This is a genomic window from Xanthomonas arboricola (assembly GCF_002940665.1).
Lineage (GTDB): Bacteria > Pseudomonadota > Gammaproteobacteria > Xanthomonadales > Xanthomonadaceae > Xanthomonas > Xanthomonas arboricola_B.
The window spans coordinates 114,255-129,436 of sequence record NZ_MIGY01000001.1 but is presented as its reverse complement, the minus strand read 5'-3'; the positions used below and the strand labels follow the sequence as shown (position 1 = coordinate 129,436).

The window sequence follows — 15,182 nt, the reverse complement described above, 5'->3', positions numbered from 1 at the left end:
TATCACGGAGCCGGGGGGCGGCATGCTTGGGAAGACGAAAGGCGTAGCGCTGGCATATCTGCCATCGGCGCTGCTGGTGCTGGCCGGATTTGGCGTGGCCGAACTGCTGCAGATGATCGCTGCGGCCAGGCAGGTGCAGTGGCCGGCGACGCTGGCGGTATGGCTGAGCCTGGTGGCTTTGATCGTGGCCGTCGTCCGCGCGCTGTGGATCAGCTGGCGACTATGGCGACCGCGCGGTGTCGCGGCGGTTCCGCCCGGCGGCGACATCTGATTTTCGAGTGACAGGCGTGCGTTTCCGGCACCCGGCTCGCGCGTCGCTGCACACTCACCTCAATATGCAGCGCAGGTCTTAAACTGCCGCACCCGCCGCGAACCCTGCGGTGGTTCCCATCCGTTTGCTACGCACAAGGTCATCTGCCCCATGTTCCGTCCTCGTCTGCTTGCCGCGCTGCTGTTGGCTCCCTCGCTGGTCCTGGCACAACAGCCGCAGACCGCTGCACGTCCGGCCGCAACTCCCCAGGCGGCACCCGCGGCCAGCCCGGCGCAGCAGGCGCAACTGGTCAAACAGAATACCGAGATGACCCAGGCGGCATTGCGGGTGGCGCAGATGGTCGATGCCAACCAGGTGGCCTCGCTGTGGGATGGCGCATCCAGCGTCGCCAAGACCGCGGTCAAACGCGATGTCTTCGTGACCCAGATCGGCGCAGAGCGCGCGCGCCTGGGGCCGGTGGTCGGGCGCGGGCAGGGCTCGGTGACGCGGGTCAAATACGCCGCCGGCGCGCAGGTGCCCGAAGGCCTGTACATCAACGTCAGCTTCCCGACCCGTTTTGCCAAGGCGCAGCAGCCGGTGCGCGAGCTGGTGTCGTTCCGTCTGGACGAAGACAAGACCTGGCGGCTCGCCGGTTACAGCCTGCGCGCGTCGGTCAAGTGATGCTGCGGCTCATCGGGAGACCAACGTGGAACTGACGATCGAACTGCAGATGCTGGGCTGGGCCATGGTGCTCGGTCTGGTGCAACTGCTGGCGGCCTCGGCCAGCATGACCGCCCAGCGCGGGACCAAGTGGAACGCCAGCGCGCGCGATGGCGAGCCCAAGCCGTTGACCGGCGTCGCCGCGCGGCTGGATCGTGCCTTCCGCAATTATCAGGAGACGTTCCCGATCTTCGCCGCTGCGGTACTGGCGGTGAGCATCGCCGGCCGTACCAGTGCAGACACTGCCCTGGGCGTGCAGCTGTATCTATGGGCGCGCGTGGCTTACGTGCCGGCGTATGCGGCAGGCATTCCCTATCTGCGTAGCGCAATCTGGGTGGTGTCGTTGTGGGGCATCGTCAAACTGGTGCGGGCGTTGCTGGGCTGGTGACGTGCGCCAGACTGCGTGCGCGCAGCCGGTGGTGTCATGACTGAGAAAACGCAGCGATAAGTTGCGCGCCCGCGACTGCGGTGGGCCACTGTTCCGGTCGCTGCTTGATCCTGATCAAGTCCGGCCGACACCACTGCCGCTAGACTCACGACCACTATCAAGACTGCCGCGCTCAGCGCCAGGCGGGCGTGCTCGGTGCGGCACGGGCCAGGCGTATAGTCCGGTTTCTCCGCGCCGATCGTATCCACCTGACCGCTGCACGCCGCGTTTTGTTAGCTTCTCTAGGTATCGGCGGTGAAGGAGAGCGGCATGCAATCGGTGGATATCGCAGTCATTGGTGCCGGGCCGGTCGGCCTGTGTTTTGCGCGGTCGTTGGCCGGCAGTGGCTTGTCGGTGCTGGTGGTCGACCAGCAGCCGCGCACGCAACTGGCCGAGCCGGCCTTCGACGGACGCGAAATCGCGCTGACCCATGCCTCGCGTGCATTGCTGGAGCAACTGGGCATCTGGCAGCAGTTTCCCGCCGATGCGATCTCGCCGCTGCGCGACGCACGCGTCATGGACGGGCATTCGCACTTCGCACTGACCTTCGCCGCCTCGGCGCGTGGTGCCGGCGATCTGGGCTGGCTGGTGCCCAATCATCTGATCCGTCGCGCGGCCTGGCAGGCGGTGCAGGCGCAAGCTGCGTTGGAGATCCGTTGCGCCTGCACGCTGCAGGCCGTGCAGCAGGAGCACGGCCGCGTGGTGCTGCAGTTATCCGATGGGGAAACCGTGTCGGCGCGCCTGCTGGTGGCGGCCGACAGCCGCTTTTCCAGCACCCGGCGCCTGCTCGGTATCGGCGCGCAGCTGCGGGATTTCGGCAAGACCATGCTGGTGTGCCGGATGCGGCATGCGCTGCCGCACCGGCATGCCGCATGGGAGTGGTTTGGCTATGGGAAGACGCTGGCGTTGCTGCCGCTGCAGGGCAATCGTGCCGGTGCGGTGCTGACCCTGCCGCCGCGACAGGTGGAGGCGTTGCTGGCGATGGAGGCGGCGGACTTCAGTGCGGCGGTGACCGAGGCGTTCGAGCATCGGCTCGGGCCGATGCAGCAGGACGGCAGCCGGCATGCCTATCCGCTGGTGGCGGCCTATGCGCAACGCTTTATCGCCGAGCGTGCCGCGCTGATCGGCGATGCCGCGGTGGGTATGCACCCGGTCACTGCGCATGGCTTCAATTTTGGATTGCAGAGCCAGGCGCGCCTGGCCGAGCGTGTGTGCGCCGCTGCCGCCGCCGGGCGCGACATCGGTGCTGCGGCGTTGCTGCAGGGGTACGAGCGGGCGCACCGGCTGGCGACGCGACCGCTCTACGAAGCGACCAATGCACTGGCCGCGCTGTACACCGACGACCGTGCGCCGGCCCGCCTGCTGCGACGTGGTGCCTTGCGCGCGGCGCAGGCGGTGGCCCCGTTCAAGCAGGCGATCGCGGCGCATCTGACCCAGCGCAGCGTTTGACCTATCGACGTGGGAGCGGGGAGGCGCAGTGCGTGCAGCGCTGCGCTGTGTTCCTCATGCGCACTGGCCTGCAACGCTGTTCGACGCGTGGGCGGGCAAGGCGGTCAGCGGCCCGTTCGCAGGTGCTCGTGCGGCAATCGGGTGGGCTCGGTCGGCTCGGCTGTCATCAGGCGCGCCGCAGTCGGGCACGCGGCCATCAGGCCGGCGCGTTTATCCGCGCAAGAATCGCATCGATCGCGGTGCGCGCATCGCCGCTGCGCAGGGCCTGTTCCAGCAGTGGAATCACCCAGGCGCAGCCAGCCTTGGTCACGTCTGCGCGCCAATCGCCGCGCCAGCCTTCCAGCTCGTGCAAGGCAAGCATGCTGCAACCGCCGCGCTCGGCGTGACCGCCACGGATCGACTGCTCGAACCAGAACGGCTTGGGTGAATCGGCGTCGATCGAGAAAATATAGACATCGTGGTCCGGGTCTTCAGCCGAGGGCGCGTTGTTGCGCCAGCTGACTTCCACCACGCTCATTCTGCCGGCTCCGCATCGGGGTCCAGCGCCAGCACGCGGATTTCCACATCGTCCAGTTGCACGCGCTGGCCGGGGCGGATCTTGGCGGTCTTGCGCAGTTCCTGCACGCCATCGACGCTGACCGCGCCGCTGGCGACGATCGCCTTGCCCTGGCCGCCGCTGTCGGCAATACCTGCCAGCTTGAGCAACTGGTTGAGTTCGATGTACTCGCCGTCCAGGTCGAATTCCAGAAATTGCATGGTGCGCTCGGTAACAGGAAGACCGCGATTATCCGCCCGTCGCAGCCGACAACACCACCGTGCCAGATGCAGCGCCGGCAGTTGGAGTCGTTACAGCACCGCTATGCCGGCGCACGGCCGGCATCCATTACTCGGGAGTCGTCGCGCGGCGTCGGCCCGGTCATTCGCGTCGAAAACGTGCAATCTCGTCCAGCATGCTTTCGGCACGCACGACGCCGGGCCCGGCATGCGCGTTGTCGATGCGCTCCAGCCACGGATGGCGCCTGCGCTGCAGCCGTCGATAGCCGAGCCGCCGGCCGGCGTCGTAGCCTGGGAACGCGCGCCATAACTGCACGGTGATGTCTTGCGCCAGCTCGGCGCGGTCGTCCGGATTCCAGCAATAGCTGGCCGCGACCTTCAGGACGATGCCGCGGTGCCGCTGCAGCAAGGCGTTGAAGCGGGTGTGCAGGTCTGTTTCCAGGGACATGGCTCCGGCCGGATGGGGGGATGACAAGGGTCAGGAGATGGTTTGCCGCAGCGGGCGGATCCTTACAACCTGAATGGACTGTCACGGAAATTTCGACAGCAGGGGGCCTCAGGGCGCACACTATGCTGCTTTGCGCCTGCCGGCTCCGTGCGGCGCCTCCGGAGTTACCCAATGACCCAAGAATCTCCCGCGCCGCTGCTGTTTGCAGACCTCGGCCTCTCAGACGCTGTGATGAAGGCGGTTGCCGCCGTCGGTTACGAGTCGCCGTCGCCGATCCAGGCCGCCACCATTCCTGCGCTGCTGTCCGGTCGCGACGTGCTCGGCCAGGCGCAGACCGGCACCGGCAAGACCGCCGCGTTCGCGCTGCCGGTGCTGTCCAATGCCGACCTCAACCAGCTCAAGCCGCAGGCGCTGGTGCTGGCCCCGACCCGCGAGCTGGCCATCCAGGTCGCCGAGGCGTTCCAGAAATATGCCGAGGCCATTCCCGGCTTCCGCGTGCTGCCGGTCTACGGCGGCCAGCCCTACGCACAGCAGCTGAGCGCGCTCAAGCGCGGCGTGCATGTGGTGGTCGGCACTCCAGGCCGCGTGATCGATCACCTGGACCGCGGCACGCTCGACCTGTCCCAGCTCAAGACGCTGGTGCTGGACGAAGCCGACGAAATGCTGCGCATGGGCTTCATCGACGACGTCGAAGCGGTGCTGAAGAAGTTGCCGGAGAAGCGCCAGGTGGCGCTGTTCTCGGCGACCATGCCGCCGGCGATCCGTCGCATCGCACAGACCTATCTCAAGGACCCGGCCGAAGTCACCATAGCGGCCAAGACCACCACCTCGGCCAATATCCGCCAGCGCTACTGGTGGGTGAGCGGCCTGCACAAGCTGGACGCGCTGACCCGCATCCTGGAGGTCGAGCCGTTCGACGGCATGATCATCTTCGCGCGCACCAAGGCCGCCACCGAAGAGCTGGCGCAGAAGCTGCAGGCACGCGGCATGGCCGCGGCGGCCATCAATGGCGACATGCAGCAGGCCGCCCGCGAGAAGACCATCGCCCAGCTCAAGGACGGCAAGCTCGACATCCTGGTCGCCACCGACGTGGCCGCGCGCGGCCTGGACGTGGAGCGGGTCAGCCATGTGCTGAACTACGACATCCCGTACGACACCGAAAGCTACGTGCACCGCATCGGCCGTACCGGCCGTGCCGGCCGCAACGGCGACGCGATCCTGTTCGTCACCCCGCGCGAAAAGGGCATGCTGCGCTCGATCGAGCGCGCCACCCGTCAGCCGATCGAAGAAATGCAGCTGCCGAGCGTGGATGCGGTCAACGATACCCGCGTGGCACGTTTCATGACCCGCATCACCGAGACCCTGGCCGGTGGCCAGATCGACATGTATCGCGATCTGCTGCAGCGCTACGAGGGCGAGAACAACGTGCCGGCGATCGATATCGCCGCGGCGATGGCCAAGTTGCTGCAGGGCGATGCGCCGTTTTTGCTGACCCCGCCGGTGCGTGGCGCGCGCGAGGAATTAGCACCGCGCGAGCGCAACGAGCGCGGCGACCGCAGCGATCGTGGAGAGCGTCCGCGCTTCGAGCCGAAGTTCGAACGTGGCCCGCGTGCCGATGGCGAGCGCGCTGCACGCCCGCCGCGTGCGGAACGTCCGGCGTTTGGCGATGACGGCGCGGGCGCCGAGCGTCCGCGTCGCGATCCGGTTGCCCCGCGTGGCGAGCCGGAGTTCGGCATGGAGAGCTACCGCATCGAAGTGGGCCACACCCACGGCGTGAAACCGGCCAACATCGTCGGCGCGATCGCCAACGAAGCCGGCCTGGAAAGCCGCTACATCGGCCGTATCGACATCCAGGACGACTATTCGATCCTGGACCTGCCGGCCGACATGCCGCGCGAGCTGCTGACGCACCTGAAGAAGGTCTGGGTGTCCGGCCAGCAGCTCAACATGCGCAAGCTGGAAGAAGGCGAGGCGGCCGCATCGCCGTCCAAGCCGCGCTTCCCGCGGGGGGGCAGGCCGTCCGGCCGCCCGAATGGCCCGAACCGTCTGATGGACCGCGCCGGCGCGCCGCATCGCAAGGGCCCGCCCAAGCCCCGCGGCGAGTAAGCGCCGCTGACAATCCGGTTGCGTGCGGTCGTCCGGCCCACGCGGCCGGTCGCTGCAGTCGTTATGCCAGTTGGTGCATATCGGCATGCAGGCGTCACGTGCCGACATGGCGGAGATTGCCGGTGGCATCGCGTTAGCCGAGCTAAGTTCCTGCCTCGATCGCGTCCAAGCGGGCGCTGCCATACAGCCTGCGCCGTTGCGGCCGTTACTGCCTTCAGGCGCCCACCGGGCGCATCAATCGCATTGGGCGGCGGCAGGGGTCGAGGAAGACGATGGCGCAGAAGGCGGGCGGCAAGAGCAATAGGCGGACCATGCACCTGATGCGCGGCTGGCTGACGCTTCCCTTGGCCTTGTTGATCGGCATGGCCGTCAGCATGGCGGCGCTCTCGGCGCTGGTGATCGAGATCCAGTCCGGGGCAATGGCCTGGATCGTCGGCCAGAGCCACTGGTCCAATGCCCAGCAGGAGTCGGCATACTGGCTGGAGCGCTATCTGGGTAGCGGCGATCCGGCCGACCTGCAGGCCGCCTGCCGCGCACTGGACGTGCCGCTCGGCGACCGCGCGGCACGCGAGGCGGTCGAGCAGCCGGTGATCGACCGGACTGCGGTATATGCCGGGCTGGCCGCCGGCCGCAATGCCCGTGAGGACATGCCGCAAATGGTGCGGCTGTATCGCTACGGCCATGTCCTTCCGTATCTGGGCGATGCCATCGCGATATGGAAACACACCGATGCCGACCTGTCGCAGCTGAGCGCCCTGGCCGACCGGGCCGCATCCGTGCAGGCCACCAGCCGGCCGGATCCGCGCGCGTTGCAGGCCTTGCGCGACGAGCTGCATCTGCTCGACGGCCGCATGCGCAGCGATGCGGCGCAGTTCCAGGCGCTGCTGGTCGGTTGCGCGCGGCTGCTGCACGACGTGATGGTGACCTGCAGCCTGGCGACCTTGTTGCTGGTGCTGACCACCTGCGTGCTGGCGATGCGCCGCATCCGCAATTATCTGCTCTCGCACGAGGGACGCTTTCGCACCGCGTTCGAGCAGGCGGCGCTGGGCATGGTCAAGTTCGACCTGCGCGGCCGAGTGCTCGACGCCAATGCCGCGATGGCCAACATCCTGCGCTACCGGCCGGAGGAACTGCAGACCTGCACGCTGGCCGAGGTGATGCATCCGGACGACATCGCGCTGGACAGCCGCGGCCTGGTCGACTGGCCGACGCTGCTGCAGACCGGCGAGCGACGCTTTCTGCGCGCCGATGGCGGGGTGATGTGGGGGCGCTGGAGCGCGTCGCTGGTGGAGCCCGGCCCGGAGGAGCCGACCCTGGTACTGGCGGTGATCGAAGACGTCTCGCATGCGCACGAGCTGGCCGACGAAGTCGCCTTCCACGCGCGTCACGATGCCTTGACCGGCCTGATCAACCGCCGTGAGATCGAACGCCGGCTATTTCGCCTGATCGAGCCGCCGCAATCGCCGCAGCTGTGCCACGCGCTGTGTTTCGTCGACCTGGATCACTTCAAGCTGGTCAACGACACCTTCGGGCATGCGGTGGGCGATAAATTCCTGTGCCACTTCGCCGACGTGATCACCATGCAGTTGCGCTCCGGCGACTGGCTGGGGCGGCTGGGTGGCGACGAATTTGCGATCCTGCTGGCCAATACCGATCTGGTGCAGGCGCGGACCCTGCTCGAGCGCATGCATGCGGTGCTGGGCCAGCCGTGGAGCCATCGGGGTGGACGGCCGCTGACGCCGAGTTGCAGCTTCGGCGTGGTGGAAATCCGCCAGGGCGCCAGCGACGTCAATGCCTTGATGACCGCCGCCGATCTGGCCTGCTATGCGGCCAAGGAAGAGGGGCGCAACCGGATCCGCTGTTTCGGCGAAAGCGATCTGGCCCTGGCACGGCGCCGCCACGACGGCGGCTGGATCAGCGCGGTGCAGCAGGCGCTCGCCGAAGACCGCCTGCTGTTGTATGCGCAGAAGATCCAGGTGTTGAGCGATCCGCAACGCCTGCAGTACGAAGTGCTGGTGCGCATGCGCGCGCGCGACGGGCGGGTGCTGAGTCCGGGCGAATTTCTGCCTGCGGTGGAGCGCTACGGCCTGGGACGCATGGTCGATGTGCATGTGCTGGAAACGCTGTGCGCGCAGCTGGCGGCCAATCCGATGCATGTGGCCATGCTGGACCTGTGCCACGTCAATCTGTCTGCACAGTCGATCGCGCAGCCGGACTTTCTCGATTTCGTGTGGTCCTTGTTCGAACGCTACCCCGGCCTGGTGCCCAAGCTGTGCATGGAGATCACCGAGACCGCCGTCATCGGCGATCTGGAGCATGCGCAGCGCTTCGTGCAGAGCGTGCGCGCGCGCGGCTGCCATGTGGCGCTGGACGATTTCGGCAGCGGCCTGGCCTCGTTCGGCTATCTCAAGCAATTCACCGTGGATGTTCTCAAGATCGATTGCGGCTTCGTGCGCAATTACGCGCATGACGCGGTGGACCGTGCGGCAGTGCATTCGATCGCGCAGGTAGGCCTGGCGCTGGGGATCGAAGTGGTGGCCGAGGGCGTGGAGTCGGAGGCGGACATTCCCGGTCTGCGCGAGGCCGGTGTCGGCCAGGTGCAGGGTTTCAGCCTGCATCGGCCATGCCCGCTGGACGAGCTGCTGCATGCCGGGCAACCGCTGTTGGCGCTGTCCTGATCGCAGATTGGTGCACGCGCGCCGCTCCAAATCGCCGATAATCGGCCGATGACGACCCGACTCAACAAATACATCGCCGAAACCGGCTTCTGCTCCCGCCGCGAGGCCGATCGCCTGATCGGCGAACGCCGGGTCACCGTCAATGGCGTGGCTGCCGGCACCGGTGCGGTGGTGGGCGAGGAAGACACCGTGCTGGTGGACGGCCAGCCGCTGCGCACGCGCGCCGCCGGCAAGCCCGGTGGCCGCAAGCATGTCTACATCGCGCTCAACAAGCCGGTGGGCATCACCTGCACCACCGAGAGTTCGGTCAAGGGCAATATCGTCGAGTTCGTCGGCCACGAGCAGCGCATCTTCCCGGTCGGCCGGCTCGACAAGGAGTCCGAGGGGCTGATCCTGATGACCAGCAACGGCAACATCGTCAACGAGATCCTGCGCGCGGAAAATCGCCACCAGAAGGAATATCTGGTGGCGGTCAACAAGCCGGTTACCGACGAATTCCTGCGTGGCATGGCGCGCGGCGTGCGCATCCACAACGAGACCACGTTGCCGTGCCGCACCGCGCGCATCGCCAAGTTCGGCTTCCGCATCGTGCTGGAGCAGGGTTTGAATCGGCAGATCCGCCTGATGTCCGCCGAATTCGGCTACCGCGTGACCCAGCTGCGCCGGGTGCGCATCGACAACATCAAGCTGGCCGCGCTCAAGCCCGGGCAGTGGCGCAATCTCAGCGATGCGGAATTGCGCGGATTGCTACCGCAGCGCGCCGACTGGTGAGCTGTTCGGGCACACTGGGCTGAACCAGCGGCACGGTGCGTCGGCTGCATGCGCAAGCCGATGGCCGCGCATGGCCGGCTCGGTCATACTTTCCGACGCTGACAGCCAGCTGGGGAGCGGGCAGAGTGATCAAACCGACATTGCCGGACAACGAAGCCGGCTCGCAGCGCTGCGTCAGTACGAGGTGCTGGATTCGCCGCCCGAACGTGCCTTCGACGACCTCACCATGATTGCGTCCACGCTGTGCGAGACGCAGATGGCGGCGGTGGTGCTGGTGGACGAACAGCGGCAATGGTTCAAGTCCGCACATGGCGCACCGCGCGGCGAAGCATCGCGCGACATCTCGTTCTGCGCGCATGCGATCCTGCGCCCGGACGAAGTGATGATGGTCGACGACACCTTGCTCGACCCGCGCTTCCACGACAACCCGATGGTGACCGGCAGTTCTGCGGTGCGCTTCTACGCCGGCGCGCCGTTGGTGACCAGCGCGGGCATGGCGCTGGGCTCGTTATGCGTCTTCGACCAGACGCCGGCGCATCTGCGCGACGAGCAGCGCGCCGCCTTGCAGGCATTGTCGCGCCAGGCCGCGCATCTGCTGGAACTGCGTCTGGCCGGCAAGCGCCTGCGGCAGCAACTGCATGAGCGCGAATGGTACGAGCAGCAACTGGCCGGTTACTACGCGCAAATGGATGCGTTGAATGCCGATCTGGTCGAGCAGCCCCGTACCGATCCGCTGACCGGCTTGCCCAATCGACGCGCGTTTGCAGTGGCCTTGGCTGCGGCCATGGACCAGACACGTGCGGCAGGCCAGCCGTTGTCGGTGGCGTTGCTGGACGTGGATCACTTCAAGACCGTCAACGACGTGCATGGGCACGACCAGGGCGATGTGGTGCTGCGCGAACTGTCGGCATTGTTGCGCGCGCATGTGGCCGGTGCCGGCACCATTGCGCGTTACGGTGGCGAGGAATTCGTGCTGCTGCTGCCCAATGTGGATTTGCTGCAGGCACGGGTGCAGTGCGAATACCTGCGCCAGAGCGTGGCGGTGATGACGATCGCGCTGCCGGTGACGGTGAGCATCGGCGTGGCCACGCTGCATCCGCAGGAAAGCGTGGAGGCGGTGATCAAGCGTGCCGATCAGGCCCTGTATGCGGCCAAGCGTGGCGGGCGCGACCAGGTGGTGGCGTTGGGGTAGGTGGCGTGCGCACGCGGGTGCGTCATCGATAGGGCCGGTCGCGGCCTGGGCCGCTCCTACGACGACGGTTGTTGGTTGTGCCGTGCGGTCAGTCGACGATGTTCTTCGCCTCGGCAGTGCCGAGCAGTTCCGGATGCACGATCCTGCGTCGGCGTTCCAGCACCGGATGCAGGAACACCGCGCCGAGAATGATCGCCACGCCGAGATAGAACTGTAGGGTCAGCTCACGTTGCTCGCCGAGCAGGACGATTGCCAGCAAGATGGCGTAGACCGGTTCGAGATTGGTCACCAGTTGCACCGAGTAGGCGCTGAGATGGCGCAGTGCCACCAGCGCCAGCGCAAACGGCAGCAAGGTGCAAACCAGCGAAAGCACCAGCAGCAGGACGCCGTCGTGCAGGCTGGGAACGATCAGCAGCGCGCCGTGCAGCGACGGCAGCACCAATGGCATGGCCGGCGCCAGCACGGTCAGGGTCAGCGTGCCGGCGCCCAGTTCCAGCGCGGTGACGGTGAGCGGGTCGGCATGCGCCACCATGCGCTTGTTGAGCGAGCCGAACAGGCCGACGAACACCGCCGAAATCGCGCCGACCACCACCCCGGCACGCATGCCATCGGGCACCCCGCCGACCACCAGGGCCACGCCGGGCAGCACCGCCAGGCCGAACAGCAATTCGCGCGGGCGGAAAGGGCGCTGCGTCACCCATGGCTCGATCACTGCGGTGAACACCGGGGCCAGCGCAATGCAGGTCGCGGCCACCGAGGCATTGGCCAGCTTGATCGCGCCGTAGAAGGTCAGCCAGTGCAGGGCCACCAACGCGCCGATGCCGCAATAACCCAGCACCACGCGCCCGGACAAGCCGCGCAGTCCACGCCACACGCGCGGCAACAGCGCCAGCGCCACCACCACGATCAACATGCGCCACCACACCAGTGGCAGCGCAGGCAGCGTGATCAGCTTGCCCAGGATCGCGGTGATGCCCCAGAGCAGGACGCAGAAATGGATTTGCAGTTGCGCCTTGCGCAGGTCGGTCGTGGGCATGCGCCATTGTCGCCGAAGACGCGACGCAACGCCTGTGCTAGCGCGAACCCAATTGCTGCAACAACGCCATTGCCGCAGCCGGATTGCGCTCCTTGGCGGCACTGATGAAAAACACGAACACCTCGCGCGGCATGGCCGCGACGTGCGTCGACGCGTCGATATGCGGCAGATCCGCCGGATCGTCGCCGCGCTGCCAGGCCTGGATGCGCTCGGCCCACTGCCCCAGTGCCGGCGCCGGGTAACCGGCAGCCAGGCGCGCCTGGCTGCGCATCAGGCGTGCATAGACGAAGTCGGTGGACAGATCGGCAAAGGACGGATGCTCGTCCGAATCGGTGAATACCGTGGCCACTCCATGCCGGCGCACCAGTGCCAGCAGCGACGCATCCACCGCGTCGTGGTCGCGGATTTCCAGCACATGGCGCAGCACGCGCTTGCCGGCGCGTTTGGGCAGCAACGACAAAAAGGCGTCCAGGTCGTCGGCCTGCAGCCGATGCCCTTGTTCGAACTGCCACACCAGCGGCCCCAGCGTGTCGCCGAGCTCGACAATACCGCCGATGAAGTCGTCCACCTGCGGCTGCGTGCCGGCCAGTTTGCGCGACTGGGTAATGCGGCGCGGTGCCTTGGCCGAGAAGACGAACCCGGGCGGTACCTGGTCGCGCCACTTCGCGTAGGTCGCCGGTTTCTGCGTTCCGTAATACGTGCCGTTGATCTCGATGGCGGTGACGTGGCGGCTTGCGTATTCCAGCTCGCGGCGCTGCACCAGCCCTTGCGGATAGAACATCCCCGCCCGCCAAGGCGCATACACCCAGCCGCCGATACCGACGTGGATGCCATCGAGCGCGGGCGGGGTGGCAGCGAACAGATCGGTCATGAGCGATTCCACGTTGGCGTGAGCGCCCCCCGGCATGTCGGATACGCGCACATGTGGCAGGCCGCCCAGATGATAGCCCCGCAGCTGCGCAGCGAAGTGGGGCAGCTGCCAAGACGCTCGCGCACACTGCCAGGCAGGCGCGGCTGTTGGCGCGGGGCGGCATGTAGGCATTGTGCACACCGATGCAGGCGCAGCCCGGCCAGCCGGCGATCGGCGGCTTACACGGACGCGGCCATGTCGCTACCATCGCAGATCGCCTCTTCCGGACCGCAGCGATGACCTGGACCACGCCCGATCTGTGTGACCGTTTCCCCGAGGTGAGCATCGCCGAGCCGTTGTTCCGCTCCTATGGCGGACGTGCGGCGTTCTCAGGGCCGATCGTCACCGTGCGCTGTTTCGAGGACAACTCGCGGGTGCGCCGGCTGGCCTCCACGCCTGGCGACGGCCGCGTGCTGGTGGTGGACGGGCAGGGCTCGTTGAAGCACGCGCTGCTGGGCGACCAGATCGCGATGCAGGCGGTCGCCAACGGCTGGGCCGGCGTGTTGATCCACGGCTGCGTGCGCGATGTGGAGATCCTCGCCACGCTGCCGCTGGGCGTGCTGGCGTTGGGCGCCTGCCCACGCCGCACCGAGCGCCGCGATCTGGGCGATGTGGATGTGCCGGTGAATTTTGCCGGCGTGGCCTTCGTGCCGGGCCATTGGCTGTATGCCGATGGCAACGGCGTGTTGGTGGCACCGCTGCCGCTGTCGCTGGACAGTGCCGGCGGATCGACCTGAGCGAATCAGAGGACGTGGGACAGTGACCGTGAACCGATGGCTGAGTGGAGGCGTGCTGATGCTGGCAAGCTTGGTGGCGACGACGCAGGCGGCCGAGCTTCCGGCCGGCATGCAGCAGTTCGACGCGCAGATGGAACGCGTGCGCAAGCAGTTCGATGTACCCGGCATTGCGGTGGCCATCGTCAAGGATGGGCAGGTGGTGCTGGAGCGCGGCTACGGCGTGCGCGAGATCGGCAAGCCTGCGCCGGTGCAGGCCGACACGCTGTTCGCGATCGCCTCCAACACCAAGGCCTTCACTGCCGCATCGCTGTCGATCCTGGCCGACGAGGGCAAGCTCTCGCTCGACGACAAGGTCATCGACCACCTGCCGTGGTTCCGCATGGCCGACCCGTACGTCAGCGGCGAGATGCGTCTGCGCGATCTGCTCGCGCACCGCAGCGGCTTGAGCCTGGGTGCGGGCGATCTGTTGTTCTGGCCGACCACCAGCTACAGCACCGACGAGGTGGTGCAGCGCCTGTCCAAGGTACCGTTGAAGGGCGGTTTCCGCGATCGCTATGCCTACGACAACATCCTGTACGCAGTGGCGCAGAAGGTGATCGAGCAGGTCTCCGGGCAGACCTATGCGGCGTTTCTGCAACAACGCATCTTCGCCCCGGTGGGCATGCGCGGCACGCGCTTCAATGCCGATCATCTGCAGCCGGGCGACAACGCGGCCGTGGGCCATGCCAAGTACGACTTCGTCGAGCTGCGCACGGTCGCGCCGCTGACCTGGTCCAACAACTCCGGTGCCGGCGGCATCTATTCCAGCGCGCACGACATGGCGTTGTGGATGACCGTGCAACTGGCCGGGGGCGTCCTGCCCGATGGCACGCCGCTGTTCAGTGCCGAACGGCAGCGGGAGATGTGGTCGATGATCACGCCGATCGCGATTGCCGACCCGGCCGTGCCGGAGCTGGCGGCAGCCCGCCCCCAGTTTTCCGGCTACGGAGAGGGCTGGAGCCTGAGCGATTACCGCGGCCATCGGCTGGTGTGGCACACCGGCGGCTGGCCGGGCATGGTGTCGCGGCTGACGCTGGTGCCCGAGCAACAGTTGGGTGTGGTGGTATTGACCAATCAGGAGATCGGCGCGGCCTTCAATGCGGTGACCCTGCAGGTGCTGGATGCGTTCTTGCAGGTGCCGGCCACCGATTGGACCGCTGCCTATTCCAAGGCCGTGAGCAAGGCCGAGGGCGATGCGGACACCAGCTGGAAGAAGCATCTGGACGCACGCGCAGCGCGCTCCACGCCGTCGCTGCCGCTGCGCGGTTATGCGGCGACCTATCGCGACCCGTGGTACGGCGATGTGGTGATCCGTCAGGACGGCAAGCGCCTGCGCATGCAGTTCGCCAAGACCGCGCAGTTGGTCGGCACGCTGGAGCATTGGCAGCACGACGGCTTCATCGTGCGCTGGGACGACCGCTCCCTGAATGCCGATGCCTTCGTCAATTTTGCGCTGACCCCGGATGGCACGGTACGTGAGATGCGGATGGAGGCGATCTCGCCGTTGACCGATTTCAGCTTCGATTTCCAGGATCTGGTGTTGACGCCGGTGGCGGCAGCGCAGCCGACGCAGAAGTGAGGCTGCGCCGATCGTTGCCGCAGGCCATCGCCACGGCACCGAGCATGCAGTGGCTGATGGCCCGCG

The 15,182-nt window shown here is 67.1% G+C and carries 13 protein-coding genes, 1 other RNA gene and 2 pseudogenes; 11 read left to right on the top strand and 5 right to left on the bottom strand.

The window, feature by feature from the left end:
* The first annotated feature begins 22 nt into the window (after positions 1–22).
* From XarjCFBP7645_RS00645 to ubiM, 5 genes are all read left to right on the top strand, one after another.
* Positions 23–271 carry a hypothetical protein gene (locus tag XarjCFBP7645_RS00645; RefSeq protein WP_104535854.1) on the top strand — a complete coding sequence of 83 codons (249 nt, stop codon included), beginning with the start codon at positions 23–25 and terminating at the stop codon, positions 269–271.
* Between the two features lie 150 nt (positions 272–421).
* Complete coding sequence (locus tag XarjCFBP7645_RS00640) at positions 422–931, top strand: DUF4019 domain-containing protein (RefSeq protein ID WP_104535853.1); 510 nt, start codon at positions 422–424, stop codon at positions 929–931.
* A gap of 25 nt (positions 932–956) precedes the next feature.
* On the top strand, positions 957–1,358 hold the full coding sequence (locus XarjCFBP7645_RS00635) for an MAPEG family protein (RefSeq protein WP_104535852.1): 402 nt from the start codon (positions 957–959) through the stop codon (positions 1,356–1,358).
* Positions 1,359–1,560: 202 nt separating this feature from the next.
* Positions 1,561–1,636: non-coding RNA, sX9 sRNA (locus XarjCFBP7645_RS00630), on the top strand.
* Positions 1,637–1,667: 31 nt separating this feature from the next.
* Positions 1,668–2,846: a 5-demethoxyubiquinol-8 5-hydroxylase UbiM gene (gene ubiM / locus XarjCFBP7645_RS00625; protein WP_104536692.1), complete on the top strand. Its 1,179-nt coding sequence runs from the start codon at positions 1,668–1,670 to the stop codon at positions 2,844–2,846.
* 196 nt (positions 2,847–3,042) lie between these two features.
* On the opposite strand, the gene XarjCFBP7645_RS21575 is transcribed toward ubiM, so the two are convergent.
* The 3 genes and pseudogenes from XarjCFBP7645_RS21575 to XarjCFBP7645_RS00610 form a co-directional block, all read right to left on the bottom strand.
* A complete protein-coding gene (locus XarjCFBP7645_RS21575; protein ID WP_104535851.1) occupies positions 3,043–3,363 on the bottom strand; it encodes a hypothetical protein in 321 nt (106 codons plus the stop codon).
* Positions 3,360–3,602, bottom strand: a complete 243-nt coding sequence (locus XarjCFBP7645_RS00615) for an RNA-binding S4 domain-containing protein (protein WP_104535850.1) — start codon at positions 3,600–3,602, stop codon at positions 3,360–3,362. Before XarjCFBP7645_RS00615 ends, XarjCFBP7645_RS21575 begins: the two co-directional genes overlap by 4 nt.
* Before the next feature lie 289 nt (positions 3,603–3,891).
* A pseudogene (locus tag XarjCFBP7645_RS00610) lies at positions 3,892–4,068 on the bottom strand (sigma factor); the annotation flags it as partial.
* Between the two features lie 171 nt (positions 4,069–4,239).
* Between XarjCFBP7645_RS00610 and XarjCFBP7645_RS00605 the strand changes: the two are divergent.
* The 4 genes and pseudogenes from XarjCFBP7645_RS00605 (at position 4,240) to XarjCFBP7645_RS00590 (ending at position 10,815) form a co-directional block, all read left to right on the top strand.
* Positions 4,240–6,174: a DEAD/DEAH box helicase gene (locus tag XarjCFBP7645_RS00605; protein WP_104535849.1), complete on the top strand. Its 1,935-nt coding sequence runs from the start codon at positions 4,240–4,242 to the stop codon at positions 6,172–6,174.
* A 272-nt stretch (positions 6,175–6,446) separates the two neighbouring features.
* Positions 6,447–8,852, top strand: a complete 2,406-nt coding sequence (locus XarjCFBP7645_RS00600; protein WP_104535848.1) for a putative bifunctional diguanylate cyclase/phosphodiesterase — start codon at positions 6,447–6,449, stop codon at positions 8,850–8,852.
* A 48-nt stretch (positions 8,853–8,900) separates the two neighbouring features.
* Positions 8,901–9,623: a pseudouridine synthase gene (locus tag XarjCFBP7645_RS00595; protein ID WP_104535847.1), complete on the top strand. Its 723-nt coding sequence runs from the start codon at positions 8,901–8,903 to the stop codon at positions 9,621–9,623.
* Between the two features lie 98 nt (positions 9,624–9,721).
* Positions 9,722–10,815: pseudogene (locus XarjCFBP7645_RS00590) on the top strand (diguanylate cyclase).
* Positions 10,816–10,903: 88 nt separating this feature from the next.
* Here the strand turns inward: XarjCFBP7645_RS00590 and XarjCFBP7645_RS00585 are convergent.
* Together XarjCFBP7645_RS00585 and XarjCFBP7645_RS00580 are read right to left on the bottom strand one after the other, a co-directional pair.
* A complete protein-coding gene (locus XarjCFBP7645_RS00585; RefSeq protein WP_104535846.1) occupies positions 10,904–11,851 on the bottom strand; it encodes a DMT family transporter in 948 nt (315 codons plus the stop codon).
* Between the two features lie 37 nt (positions 11,852–11,888).
* Positions 11,889–12,722, bottom strand: coding sequence for a DUF72 domain-containing protein (locus tag XarjCFBP7645_RS00580; RefSeq protein ID WP_104535845.1), 834 nt, complete (start codon positions 12,720–12,722; stop codon positions 11,889–11,891).
* 275 nt (positions 12,723–12,997) lie between these two features.
* Between XarjCFBP7645_RS00580 and rraA the strand changes: the two genes are divergently transcribed.
* Positions 12,998–13,498 carry a ribonuclease E activity regulator RraA gene (rraA, locus tag XarjCFBP7645_RS00575; RefSeq protein ID WP_104536691.1) on the top strand — a complete coding sequence of 167 codons (501 nt, stop codon included), beginning with the start codon at positions 12,998–13,000 and terminating at the stop codon, positions 13,496–13,498.
* A 22-nt stretch (positions 13,499–13,520) separates the two neighbouring features.
* Positions 13,521–15,116: a serine hydrolase gene (locus XarjCFBP7645_RS00570; protein WP_104535844.1), complete on the top strand. Its 1,596-nt coding sequence runs from the start codon at positions 13,521–13,523 to the stop codon at positions 15,114–15,116.
* Positions 15,117–15,182 lie beyond the last annotated feature (66 nt).

Coding starts and splice junctions, on each gene's coding strand:
- XarjCFBP7645_RS00585 (WP_104535846.1), bottom strand. CDS start 11,851: ATGCCCACGACCGACCTGCGCAAGGCGCAACTGCAAATCCATTTCTGC.
- XarjCFBP7645_RS00645 (WP_104535854.1), top strand. CDS start 23: ATGCTTGGGAAGACGAAAGGCGTAGCGCTGGCATATCTGCCATCGGCG.
- XarjCFBP7645_RS21575 (WP_104535851.1), bottom strand. CDS start 3,363: ATGAGCGTGGTGGAAGTCAGCTGGCGCAACAACGCGCCCTCGGCTGAA.
- ubiM (WP_104536692.1), top strand. CDS start 1,668: ATGCAATCGGTGGATATCGCAGTCATTGGTGCCGGGCCGGTCGGCCTG.
- rraA (WP_104536691.1), top strand. CDS start 12,998: ATGACCTGGACCACGCCCGATCTGTGTGACCGTTTCCCCGAGGTGAGC.
- XarjCFBP7645_RS00595 (WP_104535847.1), top strand. CDS start 8,901: ATGACGACCCGACTCAACAAATACATCGCCGAAACCGGCTTCTGCTCC.
- XarjCFBP7645_RS00640 (WP_104535853.1), top strand. CDS start 422: ATGTTCCGTCCTCGTCTGCTTGCCGCGCTGCTGTTGGCTCCCTCGCTG.
- XarjCFBP7645_RS00580 (WP_104535845.1), bottom strand. CDS start 12,722: ATGACCGATCTGTTCGCTGCCACCCCGCCCGCGCTCGATGGCATCCAC.
- XarjCFBP7645_RS00600 (WP_104535848.1), top strand. CDS start 6,447: ATGGCGCAGAAGGCGGGCGGCAAGAGCAATAGGCGGACCATGCACCTG.
- XarjCFBP7645_RS00615 (WP_104535850.1), bottom strand. CDS start 3,602: ATGCAATTTCTGGAATTCGACCTGGACGGCGAGTACATCGAACTCAAC.
- XarjCFBP7645_RS00605 (WP_104535849.1), top strand. CDS start 4,240: ATGACCCAAGAATCTCCCGCGCCGCTGCTGTTTGCAGACCTCGGCCTC.